Raw genomic sequence first — 21114 nt, 5'->3', positions numbered from 1 at the left:
TCCTATTCGTACAACCAATCCAGTGTATCAATCCCATCATTTTTGTGTTCAACATCACGTGCACGTATATCCTGATCTACAGGAATCACGCCCAGAATCAGAAAAGCTCCTTTACCAAAATCAAGCGTTTGCCGTCCTGCTTCATATTGGAAGGCGTGAATATTCACAGAAGGATACGCGTATAAGCGCAGCCCTTTGCGCAATATGGGCGCATAACCGCCTCGATCGTCCGCATGTGTGTTTTCTTCCAGGCTTGGCACTTGCAGCCACTGATCATCTTTGGAATTAAAATAACCGACCAGCACTTTCGATGGCTGATTGAGTTCAATCTCAATGGCTAAGCCATGAAGGCCTGCTTGCCTTTGACTGAAACGGATACCTGTGAGCCCATTCAGCTCCTCAGCGCAGCCGACGATGTGAATATCACCGTCCGTGAAAACCTCTACTCCCTTTTCCACGAGGTACGACTCCGCATGTTCAGACAATAAGCGAAACGGTGCCTCTGCATAGGGAACGATCGGGGCTTTCAGATTTTTCAGAGCTTCGGGCAGTATCCCCGACTTCAGCTCTTGCACATGGAGACGGAAAGCTTTCAGCTCAGCTTCATACAGGGGCAGGCAAGCACTCCAATGCCTGTAATCAAGTCCTCCTCGAATCGGCACTTTCCGCTGTGGCGTCTGCATGGAATTAGCAAACAAATAAGTTTTCTCTGTAAGCGTTGTCAGTTCGCGATAGCTGTCCAAGCCTTGTGCCAATTCCCCCGCTGCTGCTTCCAGCAATTCGACTTGGTTAAAATACTCCCCTTTGACCGAATGCTTATAGGTTAAAATGAGGATCGCAGCTTTGACCTTATGCACATAGGCCTGCACCATATGACGGATTGCAGTCATATCACTCGCCAATCTTTCGTATTCTTCCCTGTTCTGCGTCACGAAATGGCTCGCTTGCTTGATGGCCAGCAGCGCTTCCTCCGCATGTCTCTGTGCATCGGCAATGATATCTGTCGGCGTCTCTCCAATGTGAGTTTCACCACTCAGCTCTTTCACGACGAAATCCTCCAACCGTTCTCCTTGCGGTGATTGGGATTCCCACAGATCCGGCCAAGGCATGTGCCGCTCTGGATTGGTGAGCTGGCTCATCGTCATGCCGAGGCTCATCGTTTGGCGATTGCCTTCCGTAATGCCGAACCTGCGCAACAATTTCGGCGCGCATTCACCAGAGGCTTCATATGCATCCAAAATCGATTTACCTGCCTCACGGCTTCCGAAGCGCTTCCCAAGCGTATCGATCCAGTAGTTCCGCTCCGCACTCGGATCACGATCTGGATTCCACGCATACCGGAACCACGCTGCAAACCAGATCCAATCGCGTTCCAACTGACGCAGTCGCTTCTCCGACTTATCCGGTGCATACGGCCAATCCCAGAAGAACAATGGATACAGATGTAGACCATTTGCTTTCAGGCGGTACTTGGCTGCCTGCATACATTTCTGAATAAACGAAGGAGCTCCATATCGGAATGGCTCCAAGTTCGCCAATATATGAACATTGACAATGTGAATCGTCTGCAAGGAACCTAGACGGTTGTGCGTTTCTTGCCATCTGCCTCGAGGTGTATAAGTCGTCAATGACTCCCCGTTATATTTGGCTTCCGTATACAAGTTTGGATACAACGGCAGTGCAGCTTCAATGACTTTTTGCGGCTCAATGGCATGTGAACGTAGAATAATTGGCGGCTTTTCCTTCACATTCGAATGTTTCAGCCCTTCTAACAGCCCGGCTAGAATCGTTTCATTAAACCATTCCACGCCGTAGATTTGACCTTGAAGCGCTTCGCCAAGGCACACCATCAGCCCCGCATTGGGAAATGATTGAACGAAAGCTGCAATTGATTTCTTATAGTAATCACTCGTTATGGGCAGTGGCTTCGGTTGATGAAGCTTCAGATCATGTTTCTGCGCAAAAGGAAGCGGAATATGGATGTTGTAAAACTTTAAAACGACCCATATACCTCGGCGATCAGCTTCTTCCGTGATCCAGCGGAACGTCTCCCGATTAAAGGCTAGCTCCTCTTCGGTCACTTCCAGCGCTTCAGGATAATCTTCCAGCTGTACCAGGGAAGAAAACGGATGGCCGGACCACAAGTAAACCACGTTGCAGCGCTCTTCAACCATCATGTGGAGGAAGTCCTGCCACAACGACCGGTCGTAAAACCAAGGGAAACGATCTGTCGTAATCGGGTACTCATACGTCTGACGTGGCGGTTCTACCGTCGTTTTCTGCAAACCGATTGCAGGTCCACGCAATGAGAAGCGCGGTTTATCCCCATAAGCGATGTCACTTGGCAGCTTTTGATCTTCACCAATTCGGCTTGCCAGCTCCAAGCAGCCGTACAGTACGCCGGAGTCGCTTCCCCCGGAAATCACCGTGATACCGCCAGGGCATGAGGCTAAATAAAAGCCTTCTCCCTCTGGAGCTTCCGTGTGATATAACAAAACGTCTCGCTTTTCCAGTTGCTGCACAAACTCTGATTCTAGGCGGTTCCCAATGTAAATTTTCAGTCCCTGCACAGATCGGTAATTGTGCAGCGACCAAGGTGTTTCTGCTGCAAGCACCGTATAGCCGGAGTTTTGAAGCGCTTCTCTTAGTCGTTGAATACCATATGCCACACGAGGAGCAGCATTCCGATCATAATTAAGCGTAATAACTTTCATTGTCATGGTCGTCTAAGCCCCTCCTTTCAAAAATAATTCAATGACCGGCACCGCTACATCGGGCTTTCTTACAGGGAGTGACAAGACCAGCGTCTTCTCATCTCTGCCTTCTTTATAAGCTCCATTATCGATTCCGCTATGGACAATGCCTTGCTTAAAACGGATCTCTGAGGCATCGTTAAGCAGCTGCGCGTACTCGACTTGCCCAGCTAAACCATGCAAGTGAATGCTTTTAAAAGGCCAACTATATACATGCACATATAAACGATTGGTCTCGGGGTTATAGGTCAGTCGGCAATCCTGCGGGCACTCCATCGTCTCAGGCGCTTGTGTGCAGCCATAAATCGAACGACTATGACGCTTCATCCAGTCGCCGATGCCTCTTAACCGATCGATAGAGCGTTCATCGAACTCGCCTCTTCCAGTCGGCCCTACATTCAGTAGCAAATTGCCCCCTTTGCTGACGACATCAATCAGCATTTTGACCAGCATATCTACGCTTTTCCATGACTCCTCATCCCGATGATATCCCCAGGAACCACTAAACGTATGCGGCGTCTCCCAAACTACCCGTTTACCGTCAATCTGCACCCATTTGGTCGGCAAATACTGCTCAGGTGTCGTAATATCTCCGCCTATTTGTAAGCGATCGTTCAAAAGAATGTTCGGCTGCAGCTCGCGAATAAGCTTGATGAGCTCCCGGCTCTTCCAATCTTCCTTGCCTTTGCCTGGTAATCCGTTCTCCTCTGGAAAAGAAAAGTCGTAAAACATCAGATCCACATCGCCATATTCGGTTAACAATTCCTTCGTTTGGCCAAATAAGTAGTCACGGTATTGCGCAAAATCCTTCCTAGCGCTTTCGGCGATAGCCTCTTCATCAACTCGTAACGGATGCTTCGTGTCGATCGTGTAATGCGGATGATGCCAATCAATCAGGGAATGGTAAAAGCCAACCTTCATGCCACGCTCACGGAACGCCTCCGCCATAGGTCTGATCAAATCCCTGCCAGCTGGGGTATTGGGCGCCTTATAATCAGTCAGCTTGCTGTCCCATAAGCAGAACCCTTCATGATGTTTGGTCGTTACCACGGCGTACTTCATTCCGGCATCGTAAGAAAGCTGCGCCCACAGTTCTGGATCGTACAAATCCGGATCGAACTTATTGAAATATTTGTTGCGGTATTTCTCACCGCTTAATCTCTCTCTCGATTGCAGCCATTCGTGTCTGGCGGCTAGCGAGTATAGCCCCCAATGAATGAACAAGCCGAACCTGTCGTGCGTGAACCATCCGCTGTCTCCGGTTGTTGGTTCTATTTCGTATGGCATTGCATTTACCCCCTTGTACTTCCGTAATAGGATTGGAAAGTCTATGGAGCCGACCTGCCCCTGTCCACGGCTACCGCATGATCAGGCGATACTTTCCACTTGCATGATGATGACCTCATGATCAGTTTACAAGAAAGCAAGCGGCCCATTATAGGCTGAATTCATCACATATATAGGTGGCGCGAAGCGACCGAGTGCTCTTCCGCATGGCAATTAGGGAACTACAGACCGCTATTCCCCTGAAAAAGTGCCATTTACTCCAGGAAGGGAACTACGGTCTGTTATTTTGTCCATTTCAACTATGAAACGCTCTATGAAGGCTGAATAAGACCCTGTAGTTCTCTTCAGAAAAGGAAACAGCTGGATTTCCACAAAATAGCGGACCTCAGTTCCCTCAGTAAAAACCTAGGATTAAGGTTCAACGCCCCTCAACAGTCTTCAACCACGTCGTGGCCATCAGCATATCCCCGAGCGAGTTCATGTGCACACCATCCGTTGTTAAATCCTGACCCGTCTCCAGCTTAATAAAATCAACAAAAGCAAGATGCGTCGGAACCAGGATGGCATCGTACTGCTCCGCCAGTCGATTCACGATGTCCACATACGGCCTCAGCAGCCGGTTTCCTGTCGCATCCGGATACTCCTTGATGACTGTAGGCTGCATGAGGATCGCTCTGCAATCCGGGATTTGCTTCGTTTGATCGAGCAAATTACGGTAGACTTCTTCGAATTTGTCAGGGTATACCTGTTCGCCCATAGGCGAGTCTAATTGGCGCCAGACATCGTTAATCCCGATGGAGATAGATACCCACTGCGGTTGATGGTCCATCACATCCAGCGTCCATCTTTTCTCCAAATCGATCACACGATTGCCGGATACGCCCTCATTAATAATTTTCAGACTAAGCTGCGGATACACCGCTGTCAGGTAATCGTGAATGATCCGCACATATCCCGATCCAAGCTTCAATGGGTCTTTTTTTCGCCCTTTATCCGTTATGCTATCCCCGATAAACACAATGCGATCTTTCTTTTTAAACGGCACAGCGATTCCTCCTTATTCTAATCAGCTAGACAAGCTGTCTTTTAGCATCCGATACACCGCATCCAGCTGCTCCACTTCAAGCTTATGATTTTCTCGAAAAGCGCTCGCATCCTTGGAACGGCAATGCAAGGAAACGGGCAGTCCTCTTTTGCTCAGATGATACTTCGCATTAATAGGGTACATCTGCAGCTCAATTAGAGATGCAGCTCCAACAAAAGATTGCAGCCTATCCGCAATGATCGGCTCCTCGTTCCAATTTTCGGTCAAGCGTACATAAATATTAGGATGAAAATTAGCCATCACGCCGCTGAAACCAGAAGCGCCCATCCTTAGGGAGGCAAGCAGCGTAGCAGAATTGGCATTAAATAGTTGGAGTGAGCTGCCTTTCACCGCTTCAATTTTCGCGGCAATTTGCTGCAGATCACAGCTGGTGTCCTTGAGAAAAGCGAATCTCCCCGTATCTGCACATTGTTTGAGCAGCTGTGGACTGAGCAGTCTTTTGTACGGATACGGACATTCATAAATGCCCATTGGCACATCCGGGACTCGATCAATCAGCTGCAAAACACGCTCGAACCATATCTCATCAGATTCATTCGAGCTAGCCAGACGATTGCTGACCAGCACCACGGCCTGAACCCCTGTCTCAGCTATCCGCTGCAATTCTTCTACCTGCTCCTCGAACAGATCGGAGGTATGACCCGAAGCGATGACCGGAACCCGGCCAGCAGCTTGGTTCGTGACGAATCGAGCAATGCTCACTCTCTCCTCCAACGTCAAATAAAACATCTCACTGGATTGACACACGGCAAATAACCCATGCACACCGTGGTCAATATACCATTCAATCAGCTGCTCCAGTGCAGCGTAGTCCACTTTGCCGGTATTCGTGAACGGTGTTATCATCGTGGGCCAAACACCTTTTGGTATGTTCATAGCCATGATCTCAGCTCCTTTCTTGATCCTTTGTCGCCATCACAACTTCTGCCAGATAAGTGTCCATGACCCGCCCCAGCTCCTCTTTCGCTGATGGACTCAAGGGTTGCACGGGCAGTCGCGGTTGTCCTGCAGGCAATCCGATCATGCACATCGCTTCTTTCAGAACCGAAGGAAGCGTCCCCATTGCAAACGCGCTGCGCAAAGCTCGCAACTTCCGCTGCTGCAATTCTGCTTGCTCAAGCTCCCCCTGCTTCCACAAATCATAAATGCTCTTCACAACTTCTGGAAACACATTGGCTGTTGCAGCGATAGCTCCATGTCCGCCAGCCATCAATGTGGGCAATATAAGAGAATCCGTTCCTGCCAATACAGAAAAGTTCTGCCCAGCTGCCTCTATGTATTGCAAAATAGTATCAAAGCTGCCGCTGCTGTCTTTGATCCCGACAATGTTAGGCACTTTGCTGAGTTCCTTCACGGTTTGAGGCTGCAGGGAGTTCCCGGTCCTTGCAGGAATGTTATACAAGAGCACGGGAAGCTCCGTCGCTTCGGCAATCATGCGGAAATGACTCAGGAGCTCCTGCTGGGTATACGTCAAAAAATACGGGGTAATAACGGACAAAGCATCTGCACCCATACGCTCCAAACGTACGGCGAGTTCAATAGACTCCTTCGTACTTGTGCACCCTGCACCCACGTATACCGGTAAGCGTCCCTGTGTTTCCTCTAGGACAATTTCGGCGACCCGCAGTTTTTCCTCGAAGGACATGGAGAAGAACTCCCCATTCGTACCGAGACAAAACAATCCGTGTACTTCCGCGTTAATCAATCTGCGGGTTAATTGCCGCAACGCAGCCTCGTCAATCTGCTGATCAGCATCAAAAGGTGTCACCATAGCAGGAATGATCCCTGACGGTTGTAATAAACGTTCCATAACATCGCTCCTTCTTTAAAATTACGGCAGGCGCGCTTCGAAGCCGCCAACCGCTTCTCTCCCTCTTACTCCAGTTCTCACGGAAGCAATTTGTGGTAAACGGCTCCAATATCATCTATGTTCATTGGTTTCGGATTGTTATGTAGAAGCCTTGTGACCTTGGAAGCAGCCGTTGCCAACGCCAGGACATCGTCATCCTTTACGCCGAAGGCGCGCAAATTCTGCGGGATGCGCATCTCCAAGGTCCACTCGAATATACGCCGATTAACCGCTTCCGAAACTCCCTTCCCGCCTTCAGTTCCAACCTGCAGCCCCATCGCGCAAGCAACATGCCCGAGCCTATCCTGTATGGCATCCATATTAAAGTTCATGACATGCGGCAGCAGCATCGAATTCGCAACACCATGTGTAATATTGAATTTTCCTCCAAGCGGGTAAGCCAGTGCATGTACAGCTGCTGTTCCAGCCGAGCTTAGAGCCATACCGCCGTACATCGATCCGAGCAGTACGCTCTCTCTTGCTTGAAGATCTGATCCGTGATGGTAGGCCTGCAGTAAATTTCCAGAAATTAAACGGATTGATTCAAGGGCAAACATATCGCTTATAGGATTAGCTTTCTTAGAGATATATGATTCCAATGCATGAGTAAACGCGTCCATACCCGTTGCAGCTGTGATTTTTGGTGGCAGGCTGATGGTCAGCACGGGATCGATAATAACCATCATAGGAAGCAAGTGCCTGCTGATAATGCCTACTTTTAACTCCTGTTCAGGAATCGTCACAATGGCATTCGGTGTTACTTCTGAACCCGTTCCTGAAGTCGTTGGAATTAGCACCGTAGGAATCCCTCGCTTCGATATACGGTCAATGCCAATTAGGCTCATCACATCCACGGGATCCGTCATAAGGACGGACAACACTTTCGCTGCGTCAAGCACGCTTCCACCGCCAATGCCAATGAACAAATCGACAGGTTCAGAGGCGATGCTGCTGAACGCTTGTTGAATGTTATCCACGGTTGGTTCCGGTTTCACATCAGTCAAGCATCTGCTGGTTATTCCCGCTTGCGACAGTTCGGTCACGATTCGATCAATGACCCCCATCGCCTTTATCGAAGGTTGCGTTACGATCACCACATGTTTAAAATCTCCGTACCGTTTTATCCTTGGAACTAGATCAGCTATCGCATGTTGTCCGGCAACAATACTGCCGGCTGTCTCTAACATAAACGGAGTGAAACCGTGATGGTCCTTCACTTGGGGGACCTCCTCTCGGGCTGTGTAGCCTAAATTTCCCCCTCATCCTACGCCCCTGCTATTCATGATGTCAATGCTGCCAGGCCTTGAAGATCGCTTTGACCTATATATCAGGTACAATACCCCACACAACAAGTAAGCGCTTAATTGTAATCTGAATAGGGAGTTGGTCATTGGACTTTTTATTATGAGGAGTGTGTCACGTTGCATATACAGCCTTATCTCACGCCATATAAATGGGGTAGTCCTGTCCTTGCTGGATCGGGGTTGCCTGGGAATTTCGACGAGCGGGCTGTCGATTGTCCGTTTGTCTTTCAACATGGCGGCATGTTCTACATGATGTATGTGGGGTTTGATGGGATCGGTTACCAGACGGCGCTAGCCGTTAGCCATGATCTTATCAACTGGGAGCACTTAAGTGTCATTCTCAAAAGAAATGAAAACTCAGCCTGGGATTCCATTAATGTTGCCGGTACTTGGATTTTGAAAGAAAATCGCCTCGATGCTCCTCCTGTGCTGAAAAAATGGAATAACAAATATTGGTTAGTCTATCACGCTTATCCAAACGAAGGTTATGAAGAAGGCTCCGCCAAAATTGGCATTGCCTGGACCGAAGATGAGCAGCTGCTCGAGTGGCATCGATGCCTAGATCCCATTCTAACCCCTGAGGAGGGCGCAGACTGGGAAAAAGGCGGTCTCTACAAGGAATGCTTGGTCGAACATGAAGGTAAGTTCTATCTGTACTACAATGCCAAAAATACAAATAAAGGGCGATGGATCGAACAAACAGGCGTTGCCTTCTCTACAGACTTAAAAGAGTGGCACCGCTACGAACAGAACCCTGTCCTCCAGGTTACTCCAGACGGATGGGACTCCGGGTTTGTCAGCGATCCTTGCGTACTGCATGATCCAGAACGCGATCAATGGATCATGTATTACTTTGGCTATAACTACAAGCAAGCACAAGAAGGCATTGCTCTTTCCACTGATCTTTTGCATTGGGAAAAATATCCGGAGCCGATCATTCGTGTCGGTGATGAAGGCAGCATTGACGCTATTTTTGCCCATAAGCCTTCTGTCATTCAGCATGACAATGTACTCTACCATTTCTACTGCTCCTGCAGGCGTTATCGAGAAGGCGACCCAACCAAAAATTACGGTAAAGAGTTCCGAACGATCAGCGTCGCAACCTCACAGCCGATTGATACCCATACACGTTGAGCAAGGGGACGAGATCAGATGCAAGTACATGAAATGTTTGTAGAAAGCACGCTTCGCCCACTTGGGATTGATGTTCTCCAGCCGGCATTCGGTTGGAGTTTTGCTGATTCACCAGTACGTATGCAGATGCAAACGGCCTATAGAATCCTTGTTTCTGCTAGCGAAGATAACTTCCGAAGTGAAGTTGTGTGGGACAGCGGTCAACGTCATAGCAAGAAGAACGTTCATATCTTGTACGAAGGGCCGCCGCTTGCGTCCAGGCTTCGCTATTATTGGAAAGTACAGGTTTGGGATGAAAATGGCCAAATGACGGAAAGCCCAGTCACCTGGTGGGAAATGGGCCTACTCCATGACAACGATTGGTCTGCGACTTGGATTGCTCAATTTGAGCAGGAGCCCGCTGAAAGACCCGCCCTTCCCCTCATGCGGCGAGAATTCCATCTGGGCAAACCAGTGGCACAAGCACGCGCCTACCTATGCGGGCTAGGTCAGTTTGAGCTGCGGTTAAACGGGAAGAAAGTCGGCGACCACGTCCTGGAGCCGGGCTGGACAAACTATGACAAAACTTGTCTTTACTGCGTCTACGATGTAACCGACTACCTTCATGAAGGCGACAATGCGATCGGAATGATGCTGGGGGGCGGCTTCTTCCATGTAACAGGCGGCCGTTACAGCAAGTTCAAGCATTCATTCGGCAGCCCGAGATGCCTCGTTCAACTGGAAATCACGTTCACGGATGGTACCCAAACGCAGATTCTTAGTGATCGGAATTGGGATTCCGCCCCGGGACCGATCCTCTTCTCGTGTATGTACGGAGGCGAAGATTACGATGCTAACCACCACCATGCGAATTGGGATCTGCCTGGTTTACTTCCGAGCGAGGTTTGGCAATCAGCGGTAGAAGTTCCGGCACCTGCAGGAAAACTAAAGTCACAAGCGATTTCCCCATTGAAGGTGATGGAAACCTTTCAGCCTGTACAGATGACTGAGCCGCTTCCCGGTGTGTTCGTGGCTGATTTCGGTACAAACTTTTCCGGCTGGATCAGCATCCGTGCCAAAGGCTCTCAAGGAGCCAAAATTACGATGGCCCCTGCCGAATTATTGAAGGAGAACGGCACGATTAATCAGAAATGGACCGGCTCTCCAAACAGGTTCAGTTATATCATGCGCGGAGATGCAGACGAGGAAACTTGGTCGCCGCGATTCAGCTACAGCGGTTTTCGTTATGTGCAGCTCGAAGGTATCGTTCCAGCGGAAGCGGCGGGTGCAGCGAAATTAGCGCTAGGCGATTCCGAAGTTCCCGTACTTCTTCAAATCGAAGGACAGATGATTTACCCAGACGTGAGGGTTTGTGGAAGCTTCGTCAGCTCGAATAAGCTGCTAAACCGCACGCATGAGATTATTAACCAAGCGATTCTGAGCAATATGAAAAGCATTTTCACAGATTGTCCGCATCGGGAAAAGCTGGGCTGGCTCGAGCAAATTCATTTGATGGGCCCTTCCGTAGCCTTTAATTATGATGTCGAGAGGTTGTTCATCAAGACGATGGAGGACATCCGGGACGCCCAGCTGCCAAGCGGGATGGTGCCGACAACTGCGCCTGAATATGTTGTTTTCTCTGAGCAATGGCGCTGCTTTCGTGATTCTGTTTCATGGGGCGCCGCTTATATACTCGCAGGCTGGAATTTGCTGAAACTGTATGGGAACCACCGTATTTTGACCGAGCATTATGAAGGAATGAAAGCCTATATTAACTATTTAAAAGCGGGCTCTGATCAGCTAATTATCCGCAGCGGCCTTGGCGATTGGTACGATGTTGGCGATAATCCACCTGGATTTGTTCAAAATACACCTGTTGCGCACACCGAGACCGCTATGTTTTACCATATCGTTGATGTGTTTGCACAAATTGCAAAGCATCTGGAGCGCAGCGATGACGCTCTCAACTATGCCCAACTGCGTGAGGACATTAAATCTGCGTTTAATCATGCTTTTTTCGATGAACATACGCAGCAATATGCCACTGGCAGTCAAAGCGCCAATGCGATGCCGCTTGTTCTAGGGCTTGTCCGCGAGCCATACAAAGAAATCGTTTTTTCCCATGTAATTGGTGATATCATCTCGCGCGGATATCATACGACAGCAGGTGATGTAGGCCATCGTTATGTGCTGCTTGCCCTTTCCCAGAACGGGCGATCCGATATGATCTATCGGATGAGTCAGAATACCGATCACCCCAGTTACGGCTATCAGATTGAGAACGGCGCGACATCGCTGACAGAAGCTTGGGACGGACCCACTGTCGGCAAATCACAGAACCATTTTATGCTCGGACATTTGGAAGAATGGCTCTATAGCGGTTTGGCGGGCATCCATTATCGGTATTGCCCCGAATTCGAAAGCTACAAGCTGTCTATTAAACCCGCTATACAGGAAGACCTGAACGAAATAAGGGCAGATTATCTGCTGCCGTCCGGTAAACTGCGAGTCGCATGGCAGCAGGATACCGATGACCGCCGACTCCTGCTTCAGATTACCATTCCGGCAAATTGTTTGGCCGATGTCTATCTTCCCTCTGCTTCCTTGCCTACTCTCCTAGAAGGCGGAGTTCCGCTTGCGGATGCAGCGTCTATACAAGAAGTGCTCATTGATAATGCTCATGCCGTCATACGCGTGGGCTCAGGCAACTATCTGTTTGAATGCAAGGTTTAAAAGGAAATCAAATTATCTACATATTCTCGGGTGAGGTGCTGCCATGATCGATCGAAAAGCTTTAGTTAGGCGTCATAATCCGCTTATTACTAGCTTTGATAAATTCTCTTCCCTCTCCGTCGGCAATGGGAACTATGCCTTTACGGTTGACGCAACCGGTTTGCAAACCTTCCCAAGCCTGTATGCTGACGGGGGTGTGCCGCTTGGCCATTTCTCCAACTGGGCGTGGCATACACACCCTAATCCAGAACAGTACCATGTGGATAAGTTCCCACGAACCCTTTTCTCTACCTTTGGCGGAAGAGATATCGGGTTTCCCTATATGGCGCCTGGTCAAATTACCGATGAGTACAAATGGCTGAAGTTTAATCCGCACAAATTGCATCTGGGAAAAGTGAGCTTCCGTCTCACGCTTCCTTCAGGTGAGGAAGCCTCCGCTGACGACTTGAAAGAAATTGAACAAGAGCTACATCTATGGGGCGGAGTCATTGAAAGCCAATTCTCGATCAGCGGAACGAAAACCAATGTGACCACCTGCTGTCATCCCACGCAGGATTTGATTGCCGTTCGCGTTCAATCTAAGTTGATCCGCCAAGGACATCTCCAGATTGCCTTTCATTTCCCTTATGGGACATGGAAGTTCGCAGGCGTGGATTGGGGAAAAGGCGGTCAACACAACACCGCAATCGTAAGCAGCAACAGTCATTCCGTGCAAATTGACCGAAAGTTGGATCAAGACGCGTATACATTTACTGCGGCTTGGTCAAGCGGAAGTCTAGCGCAAGACGAGCAAGACAGCCATTTGCTCCTTCTGACGCCATCACCTGATCAGGATGAGTTCGAGTTCCGTTTCAGATTTACTCCTGAAGCAGTGGATACCGAATTGCCAACGTTTGAAGCTGCACGACACAGCTCCGAGCAGCATTGGCGCAACTTTTGGACTTCCGGTGGCGCAATCGAGTTAGCTGGCAGCCAAGATTCACGCGCGCTCGAGCTTGAGCGCAGAATTGTGCTGTCCCAGTACTTAACTGCTATTCAATCCTCCGGAACCTTGCCACCAGCGGAATCTGGACTTACCCATAACAGCTGGGCCGGCAAATTCCATCTCGAAATGCACTGGTGGCATTCCGTCCACTTCGCACTCTGGCATCGGACGGATGGCCTGACCAACAGCCTGGCGTGGTACATCAGCATTCTGGATCAAGCCCGAAAGCTTGCGGCATCTCAAGGGTACGAAGGGGCAAGATGGCCGAAATGTGTGGCTCCAGATGGGATTAACGGTCCTTGTTACATCGAACCGTTCCTCATTTGGCAGCAGCCGCATCCGATTTATTACGCTGAGTTAATCTATAAAATCAAAGGCACAAGAGATACGTTGGAGAAGTATGCGGATCTCGTCTTCGAAAGTGCGGCATTCATGGCCTCATTCGCAGAATGGGATGCGCAGCAGCAGCGGTATGTCCTAGGTCCGCCAGTTGCCCCAGCGCAAGAAATCTATGATCATGCAACGACAATGAATCCGACTTTTGAATTGTCTTACTGGGCTTTCGGCTTATCAACAGCCCTTGCATGGCAGGATAGACTTGGACTCCCACGGATGGAGAAGTGGGAGCATGTCCTGAAGCATTTGTCCAAGCTCCCTGAGGTGGAAGGTCTGTATGTCGCTGCGGAGACAGCTCCCGATACATTTTCAGGTGGCAGCAGCACGAAGGATCACCCTACCATGTTAGCGCCGCTTGGGATCCTCCCCGGCAACATGGTGGATCATGAAACGATGCTTCGGACACTGCATGAAGTCATCCAGGTATGGGACTGGGATGCGACATGGGGGTGGGACTATCCCTTGGTGGCCATGACAGCAGCAAGACTTGGGGAAGGCCAACTGGCCGTAGACACTCTTATGATTGACAAGGTGACCAACACTTTCCTCCCTAACGGTCACAACTACCAGCGGAAGCCACTAACGGTGTATCTCCCTGGAAACGGCGGTCTGCTGAGTGCAGTTGCCATGATGGCGGCAGGTTGGGAAAACGGACCGGATACGCATGCACCAGGTTTTCCACAAGATGGATCTTGGGAAGTGAGATTCGAAGGTTTGGCTCGAATGTTGTAAATAAAGAAACGGAGCCCGCTTGCCGCGCGGCTCCGTCTTCGATTAATCCAATATCGCTAGTGAGGTATCAATGATACCTGCTAGCTTTTCTTTATCATCTGTCGTTTTCACCAACACGCATAAACCAATGAAAGCATTGTTTAGAAACTCCGAAGTCTTACGTACATCATGATGACTGCCAATCTCTCCCGTTTCCTTGCCGCGCAGAACCAATTCGTATAGCTTGTCCTCTGTTCGAATAAAACTTTCATTCACTTTCGCAGCAGCTTCAGCATCACAAATGGCCAACTCAACAGCTGTATTAACCATTAAGCACCCTTTAGGCCGTTCCTCTGCCGTGATGGCGAATTCGAACATTCGTCTGATTGCTTGTTTCATAGGAGTAGGTTCATCCACTTTCCTATGAACGGAACTTTCCAACAATTCACCATATTTCTCTACGGCCTGCATATATAAACGATGTTTGTCTCCGAAAGTATCGTAGATACTTCTTCGATGTATCCCCATATGAGTCACTAAGTCTTGCATGGAAGTTTTCTCGTAGCCCTGCTCCCAGAATAGGTGCATGGCTTTTCGCAGCACAGTATTCACTTCGAACTCTTTGTTTCTAGCCATATTCAACCTCCTTTGTACAAGTTCTAGTATAACATGATCTTACAGACTTACGCATAGACCTCCCACAATTTTCACATGTTCTGAAATCTAACAGGAATCCCTCTAAGGATTAACTCAGGGAACTGGAGTCCCTTATTTGAAGAAACACGGGCAATTTCCTCACTGTGCGGAACTACGGGGTCTTATTGTTCTTCCATGCAGCGTTACTCAGGCGAAATCGGTCAAATAGCGGAGCGCAGTTCCCTTACATTCGTGATTTGTGCCTTTTTCACAAAAATAGCGGACGCCAGTTCCCTGGATGCTCACATAAATAAAAAAATCCCCACAAAGTGAGGACTTTCGTCAAGAAATATCATGAAAAGATAACTATTCAATGATTACTTTAGTAATATTTAGCATAAATCCAACATTTTTGTTTGTTTTAAGACAGAATATTTCAAAGATTCTTGTTAAACTTGACTTATTATAACAAAAGGCGATGATCATATGGTTCAAGTCATCTGGTTGCTCATATTAATCTTGTTTCTAATCGTAGCCTCAACCCGCAAAAGTTGAACGGCGTAACTTCAATTGCTAGCCATAAATCTGCAGATCATGAATGGACCAGAAGTTCCCAGCCCTCATTGTCTGGACGATCTTGATAAATCTTGCATACGTTGGACTAAAATTAATGTCCAGTATGCTTGTTCCGCTGCCGGTTGCAACCGATTGCGACCAGTTGCTTCCATCTGTAGAAACATAGACTTCATATTTCCTTGGATAGTCCTTCGGCGAACCCTCGCTCAGAAGCCGTATTCGGTTGATCATCGTCGGAGTTTTCATATCCACTTGATAGAATTGCCCAGGAGCTTGAGCAATTCCTGTGTCCCAACGGGTATAGATGTTGCCATCAATTGCCCCTTGAGGTTTACCAGAGCTGCTAGTAACCTCCCAGTCCGATCGATCCAGAACTACGCTATCTGTGGCGATTGCGGCTGCTGGTTGTGAAACTTCGTTTGTACCAGATAGCCTAATCTGATACAAGTATTGGTTCCCTATCTCTGTACTTGTATCTACATACTCGGTACCTTCCACTTGCTCAGCAATCACTTCGTAATTGTCCTCACCTAAGCCTGATTTCCGCAAAACATCGTAAGCTTGTGCTACTTCAGACTCGTTCCAGCTGAGTTCAATCGCATGCTGCTGCGCTGGCTTAGCTTGTATCCACGATGGTGCAACTGGCTTCACCCCATCTGCTCGCGATAAGATATACTGCACAGCTTCACCTGGGCCTAACGTTTCCTTAAAAGCTAGCTCTGGAGCAGCTTCCAAGCCGCTCAGATAGGTTCGAGCGGACTCATAGGTATCACCCGCTCCGAATCTTTCACCTTCGTATATCGCAGACTCCGGCATCGTTACTTTGACCTCTATCGTCTGTGGGGACGATTCAAAATTCACAAAGTTGAGCAAAATCTTATTCGATTTCCCTCCTGATCCAGGAAGTGCAGGCAATGTTGAAGTATCTACACCACGGAAATAAACCAGCTTATCCGATAGCTCCGGCTTATTGGCTATTTCGTAAACCAGCGGCTTGCCATGGGTTGCATACGCTAAATTTAAGCGCCGCATCACTCCGACTCGCGTGTCATTTTCTAACGAATTCTTATGAATCTGCATCTGTGCGGGGTTCTGTGTATTCAAATCAATCCCCGGTTCGAACAGCGCATATTCCGGGTAAAATGCCGCATGCTGCATGAACATATCCGCATATCCGATATGGGCTCTCAGAATGCGATCAAAGACAGCCGCATGAGGTTCTGCCGCGCCATATTCGGTTGGATCTACATGGCTATCTGAAGTGCCATACTCCGTATTCAGCATCTGTTTCTGCAAACCATCCTCTGCTCCGCCGAAGGTACGCATGTTCTCCAGAAAGCTTCCATCTTTATTGTTCACATACGAGGTCCCATACGCATGTCCATTGGTTAAATCTGTCATCTCTTCAAGCTCCATACGCTGATTCGGATCGCCTTCCCATCCGTCAGGATCTCCGCATCTGAACACGCCTGATGTCGTTTGATTTCGGCAAGTCCTCAGGCTGTATTCCGGTGCATACGCCCATCCTGGAGCAACCGTCTTCACATGAGGAGCCATCACAGGCAGGTTGGTTTTGAGCCATTTGGCTATGGCGAGATTCACACTTTTGGATCGATTGAATAAACCAGGTTCATTATCAATCTCATAATATTGGAACATGGAGCCATACTGCTTCACATAGTCCGATAACTTATTTTCTGCATCTGCGGGCAAAGTTCCATCGTCTTTCAGCATAATGTTGCCTGTATGCAAATGAAGAGCTACCGCTTGCGTATTGTAGTCACGCAGCGTTTCATAATAAGACTTGATAGACGAACATCCCTCTTTTACATCGGTTGCACAATCGACTCTCATCACGTTGCCGCTATAAGCAATTCCCAGCCACTTTAAGACATAGGGTAGGTGCTTCACAGCTCCTTGGTCATAGTAAAATGACAAATTGCTAACTTTGGTGCCGGACTCCACGTATCGCCCGTGAATAGGTTCCTCGGCAGGTGCGGTTAGTGCATCGAGCGATAGATAGTCCCATTTCCACCAAAGAAATTTATTCTCATCCGCTCGGCAAGACAAGCACCCTTCGGCCGACAGCTTCAATACGTTATTTCCAAGCTGCAGCTGCTCCTTAGGAATATATAGCTCATATAATTTCTTATACTCATAAGTACTAGACGTTCCTCCGACACCGGCGATCTGAATAATACCCGAAAGCATGTTATTGGAAAATACCGCCATCTGAGGAACCGACTTATGCGCATCTAGAATTTTCACACGGAAATGAACGCCATATTCGGGTATTTCAGCTAAGGAATATTGGATCGTGAAGGTAGAATTCAACGATTTGTTGAGACCTTGCGGCACCGAGTTCCAAGCCTCTGGCTGCTGTTCGTCAGAAGATACGGTATAACTAATCGGTGCTGCGCTTTCTTTTCCAAATTCCAAATCAGAATCATCAGGTTTGCCTAACGTCCAGATCTGATTGCCGATCTGATTGGATTCTGTCATCACCTTTACCAACTCTGTTCTTGCAGATGCACCGTAATTCGTCGAAGCCGAGATCAGGATCAGTAAGATCAACAAGGCCGATGGCACAATCACATATCTCATCATGTTAGATACCTCTCAAACCTCTAAGGTAGTAATAGAACACTTGCTGGTATAATTTCTTTTGTTTGGGAAGGACTCTTCCACATGAGTTTAGCAGCAGCACCATTCTGGTTATCATAATATTCCACTTTCAAATCAACGGGTACGCCAGCTGTAAGGGCAATAGATCCCGTTCGTTCCACCCAACTTTGATTATACCAACTATCTATTACCAACTTATCGTTCACCCAAACCCGAATGCCATCATCGCTTAAGGTCGATATTTGGTATTTTTCCGTATAGGCGGGCAGCAGTTTACCTGTCCATCTCACAGAAAACGTATCGGCTTGCACAGAGGATACAGGAGCCGAAGTCGACCAATTGAAATCAATCTTGGCATCCACCTTTGTTTCTTTTAAATCGGTCAAATCCTTGTTATCATAATATTCCGCTCGCAATCCATTTTTCTTATCCGGCGGCGAAATCGGCTGTATCTGCGGTTGTTTAACTGGCAGAAAGGATTCTCTGCTCAGTATTTTCGAATGCGAGTAGAACGATTTAATCTCTTCTTTTTTATTATTTTCACTCAGCATCTTGCCCCATGTCATGAAATAAGCCCATCGAGGCTGGTCTTTCAAGACCGCAGCACTTGGCAGTTCGCCATTCTCCCCAATCGCCACAGGCTTGCCGCCTGCTAATTGGACAATATTCTTGTAATAATCTTCATTGTAATCATTATCATAGATATCTACGGCAAGAACATCCACCTTACTCGCACCTGGATATGTGGCTGTGTAAGGGTCTGCATGCGCATTCGGTGCATTAGGACTCCACACCCAAAGCAAATTGTCCAGCTTATGCACATGCACATAACGATCGTACATAATATTCCAGAGCGCTGCGAAGTTGTTCTTCTTGCCCCACCAGAACCAGTCCCCATTCATTTCATGATAGGGCCGCCACAAGACAGGAACTCCTGCATCCTTCAATTTTCCCAGATAAACCGCCGTTTTATCCAAATCCGCAATCAATTTCGCATACTGGGGAGTGCCAGGAGTCACGTATTTATCAAATTCCGCTTGGCTCATTTTCTTCTCCACATTCGACCAGCATAGGCAGGTTCCAGGAATGCTTTGATGATAGGAGATGGTGACTAAACCGCCAGCTTGATTCCAAGCGATCGCGCTATTGACTACCTTCTGCCTTTGCTGCGCCAATTGACCATCGTTTTGAGCCAAAATAGCACCGAATTCATAGCCATGAAGTCCAGGAAATTTACCTGTCCAGCCTTTTACTTGATTCGTCCATTCATCTGGGCTTTCTAGGTAATCATGCTGCCCGCTGATCGTGCTAACACCCGAAACGGCATTTAGTTTCTGCAGTACGACCTTTGCTTCAATCGTCGCTTGTGAGTTGACTGGAACTGTACTTGTAGATGCTGTAACTGGCGGTTGGAACAAGAAATTTGGGGCTACTAAAGAGAGTAAGAACAATAAGGAAACCACTTTCTTACGTACACCTGCCTCTCCTAAAATTGGAATCACCATCTTCTCTGTGAGTTAAATGCTTTTAGGGCACACAATGGATATATTTGTAATTTTTATGCCTTCAAACAAGGAATCGCCTTCCATTCCCAAAAATCGAATAGAAGGCGGTTCTTTGTTTCAAAACAAAACTTAAATAAATTGGTGAAGCGGAATGTCCTTCCAGTCCATGCAAATACGAACGATATCTTCTTCCACTAAGTCAGATCCGCTTTGTACCTCAATAAATTCAACATCCGTGATTGCTCGTATGCTATGTCTAGTCCCTTCCGGAATTCGCACAACATCACCTGGTTTCACTTGATAGAGCTTATCATTAATGATGATATCCGCTACGCCGCTCACGATTGTCCATACTTCAGAACGTTTATAATGCAGCTGATAGCTTATATTCTTACCAGAGTGAACGAGAATACGTTTCGTGAGCACCTCATTATCTTCGGCATATTTCACATAATCAATAACACGATAACGCCCCCATCTGCGCTCCTCGTACATCGGACGATGCTCGATTGCATTCATCACTTCTTTAATCCGAGGACTCTCCGACTTGTTCGTCACGAGAATGCCATCCGGGCTCACGGCAATAACGGCGTCATGAATGCCGATTACAGTCACAGGAATGTCGAGTTCGTTAATCAAATGTGTATTCTCGCAATCTGTCGTTACGATTCCCGTTCCGATTTGGGAACGTCCCATTTCCTCAGTCAAGGTATTCCAAGTTCCTAAATCTTTCCAGAAGCCATCATAAGGAACAACGACACAACTTGCTTCCTTCTCAACCACTTCATAGTCAAAGCTAATCTTCGTTAATTTATGGTAATTTCTGAGCATTTCCTCGTATTGAATCGGAATCCCTTTATCCATCATGACTTCAATCAGATAGCCAAGTCGGAAAGCAAAAACACCACAATTCCAAAGCGCCTTTTGATCAATCAAAACAGCTGCTTGTTCACGGCTAGGCTTTTCGAAGAAATACTGAACACTTAGTGCTTCTGTCCCTTCTCGGCGTTCCTCCGATGGAACAATGTAACCATATTTCTCAGACGGAACCGTCGGAACAACACCCATTAGCGCCAAATTAGCGTCTGTTTCGTGTAGAACATCCTCTAATTGTTTAATTTTCTGGAAAAACGCCTCATCAACATACGGGTCTACCGGCAGCACCGTAATTACGGTGTTAAGAGGTAAGCTTTCCACATCGTACATATACGCAGCAGCTAATGCGATGGCAGGAAAAGTGTCTCTACGCTCTGGCTCAATAATGAGAGGTGCCTCTCCACCAAGCTGGCTAACAATCATTTCGACCTGTGAACGGTTCGTCGCTAAGTACGCATCTCCGCCAAGGCCTGTATTCTGCAGCTGTCTCCATACACGTTGCACCATGGATTCATCTTTACCTTTATCATCCTCAAGTACCTTTAAGAATTGCTTGGATCTAGAATCATTGGACAATGGCCAAAGTCGTTTACCGGAACCGCCTGAAAGAAGAACCAATTTCATGAAAACCACGCTCCATTTGATTTATTTGTGATACAA

General features: G+C 47.9%; 13 protein-coding genes. 3 read left to right on the top strand and 10 right to left on the bottom strand.

Annotation, left to right across the window (positions count from 1 at the left end):
* Window positions 1-2: 2 nt before the first annotated feature.
* The 6 genes from GQF01_RS13455 to GQF01_RS13430 all read right to left on the bottom strand — a co-directional run bounded on the left by GQF01_RS13455 (window position 3) and on the right by GQF01_RS13430 (window position 8181).
* On the bottom strand, window positions 3-2720 hold the full coding sequence (locus GQF01_RS13455) for a hypothetical protein (RefSeq protein WP_235959612.1): 2718 nt from the start codon (window positions 2718-2720) through the stop codon (window positions 3-5).
* A 6-nt stretch (window positions 2721-2726) separates the two neighbouring features.
* Complete coding sequence (locus GQF01_RS13450; RefSeq protein ID WP_161407278.1) at window positions 2727-4040, bottom strand: alpha-L-fucosidase; 1314 nt, start codon at window positions 4038-4040, stop codon at window positions 2727-2729.
* Between the two features lie 418 nt (window positions 4041-4458).
* Window positions 4459-5085, bottom strand: coding sequence for an SGNH/GDSL hydrolase family protein (locus tag GQF01_RS13445; RefSeq protein WP_161407277.1), 627 nt, complete (start codon window positions 5083-5085; stop codon window positions 4459-4461).
* A 21-nt stretch (window positions 5086-5106) separates the two neighbouring features.
* Window positions 5107-6027, bottom strand: a complete 921-nt coding sequence (locus GQF01_RS13440; RefSeq protein ID WP_161407276.1) for a dihydrodipicolinate synthase family protein — start codon at window positions 6025-6027, stop codon at window positions 5107-5109.
* Between the two features lie 4 nt (window positions 6028-6031).
* Window positions 6032-6955 (bottom strand): 4-hydroxy-tetrahydrodipicolinate synthase, encoded by a 924-nt coding sequence (dapA, locus tag GQF01_RS13435; RefSeq protein ID WP_161407275.1) that lies wholly within the window; start codon window positions 6953-6955, stop codon window positions 6032-6034.
* A 77-nt stretch (window positions 6956-7032) separates the two neighbouring features.
* A complete protein-coding gene (locus tag GQF01_RS13430) occupies window positions 7033-8181 on the bottom strand; it encodes an iron-containing alcohol dehydrogenase (RefSeq protein ID WP_161407434.1) in 1149 nt (382 codons plus the stop codon).
* Between the two features lie 234 nt (window positions 8182-8415).
* On the opposite strand from GQF01_RS13430, the gene GQF01_RS13425 reads away from it, so the two are divergent.
* From GQF01_RS13425 to GQF01_RS13415, 3 genes are read left to right on the top strand one after another with little or no spacing between them, the layout of a single operon-like run.
* A complete protein-coding gene (locus GQF01_RS13425) occupies window positions 8416-9432 on the top strand; it encodes a glycoside hydrolase family protein (RefSeq protein WP_161407274.1) in 1017 nt (338 codons plus the stop codon).
* Window positions 9433-9450: 18 nt separating this feature from the next.
* The gene (locus GQF01_RS13420; protein WP_161407273.1) at window positions 9451-12144 is read left to right on the top strand and encodes a family 78 glycoside hydrolase catalytic domain; all 2694 of its coding nucleotides are present in this window, start codon (window positions 9451-9453) and stop codon (window positions 12142-12144) included.
* Between the two features lie 43 nt (window positions 12145-12187).
* On the top strand, window positions 12188-14257 hold the full coding sequence (locus GQF01_RS13415; RefSeq protein WP_161407272.1) for a glycoside hydrolase family 65: 2070 nt from the start codon (window positions 12188-12190) through the stop codon (window positions 14255-14257).
* Between the two features lie 42 nt (window positions 14258-14299).
* On the opposite strand, the gene GQF01_RS13410 is transcribed toward GQF01_RS13415, so the two are convergent.
* The 4 genes from GQF01_RS13410 to GQF01_RS13395 form a co-directional block, all read right to left on the bottom strand.
* Entirely contained in the window at window positions 14300-14872 is a 573-nt protein-coding gene (locus GQF01_RS13410) for a TetR/AcrR family transcriptional regulator (protein WP_161407271.1), read from the bottom strand.
* A 573-nt stretch (window positions 14873-15445) separates the two neighbouring features.
* On the bottom strand, window positions 15446-18055 hold the full coding sequence (locus tag GQF01_RS13405; protein ID WP_161407270.1) for a discoidin domain-containing protein: 2610 nt from the start codon (window positions 18053-18055) through the stop codon (window positions 15446-15448).
* 20 nt (window positions 18056-18075) lie between these two features.
* On the bottom strand, window positions 18076-19578 hold the full coding sequence (locus GQF01_RS13400; protein ID WP_161407269.1) for a glycosyl hydrolase: 1503 nt from the start codon (window positions 19576-19578) through the stop codon (window positions 18076-18078).
* A gap of 129 nt (window positions 19579-19707) precedes the next feature.
* The gene (locus GQF01_RS13395) at window positions 19708-21078 is read right to left on the bottom strand and encodes a sugar phosphate nucleotidyltransferase (protein ID WP_161407268.1); all 1371 of its coding nucleotides are present in this window, start codon (window positions 21076-21078) and stop codon (window positions 19708-19710) included.
* Between the last annotated feature and the right edge of the window lie 36 nt (window positions 21079-21114).

Source organism: Paenibacillus silvestris (assembly GCF_009882985.1).
GTDB classification, from domain to species: Bacteria; Bacillota; Bacilli; order Paenibacillales; family NBRC-103111; genus Paenibacillus_E; species Paenibacillus_E silvestris.
This window is presented reverse-complemented; position numbering and strand designations above follow the sequence as displayed.

Coding starts and splice junctions, on each gene's coding strand:
- GQF01_RS13410 (WP_161407271.1), bottom strand. CDS start 14,872: ATGGCTAGAAACAAAGAGTTCGAAGTGAATACTGTGCTGCGAAAAGCC.
- dapA (WP_161407275.1), bottom strand. CDS start 6,955: ATGGAACGTTTATTACAACCGTCAGGGATCATTCCTGCTATGGTGACA.
- GQF01_RS13430 (WP_161407434.1), bottom strand. CDS start 8,181: ATGTTAGAGACAGCCGGCAGTATTGTTGCCGGACAACATGCGATAGCT.
- GQF01_RS13440 (WP_161407276.1), bottom strand. CDS start 6,027: ATGGCTATGAACATACCAAAAGGTGTTTGGCCCACGATGATAACACCG.
- GQF01_RS13450 (WP_161407278.1), bottom strand. CDS start 4,040: ATGCCATACGAAATAGAACCAACAACCGGAGACAGCGGATGGTTCACG.
- GQF01_RS13405 (WP_161407270.1), bottom strand. CDS start 18,055: ATGATGAGATATGTGATTGTGCCATCGGCCTTGTTGATCTTACTGATC.
- GQF01_RS13420 (WP_161407273.1), top strand. CDS start 9,451: ATGCAAGTACATGAAATGTTTGTAGAAAGCACGCTTCGCCCACTTGGG.
- GQF01_RS13400 (WP_161407269.1), bottom strand. CDS start 19,578: ATGGTGATTCCAATTTTAGGAGAGGCAGGTGTACGTAAGAAAGTGGTT.
- GQF01_RS13455 (WP_235959612.1), bottom strand. CDS start 2,720: ATGACAATGAAAGTTATTACGCTTAATTATGATCGGAATGCTGCTCCT.
- GQF01_RS13395 (WP_161407268.1), bottom strand. CDS start 21,078: ATGAAATTGGTTCTTCTTTCAGGCGGTTCCGGTAAACGACTTTGGCCA.
- GQF01_RS13415 (WP_161407272.1), top strand. CDS start 12,188: ATGATCGATCGAAAAGCTTTAGTTAGGCGTCATAATCCGCTTATTACT.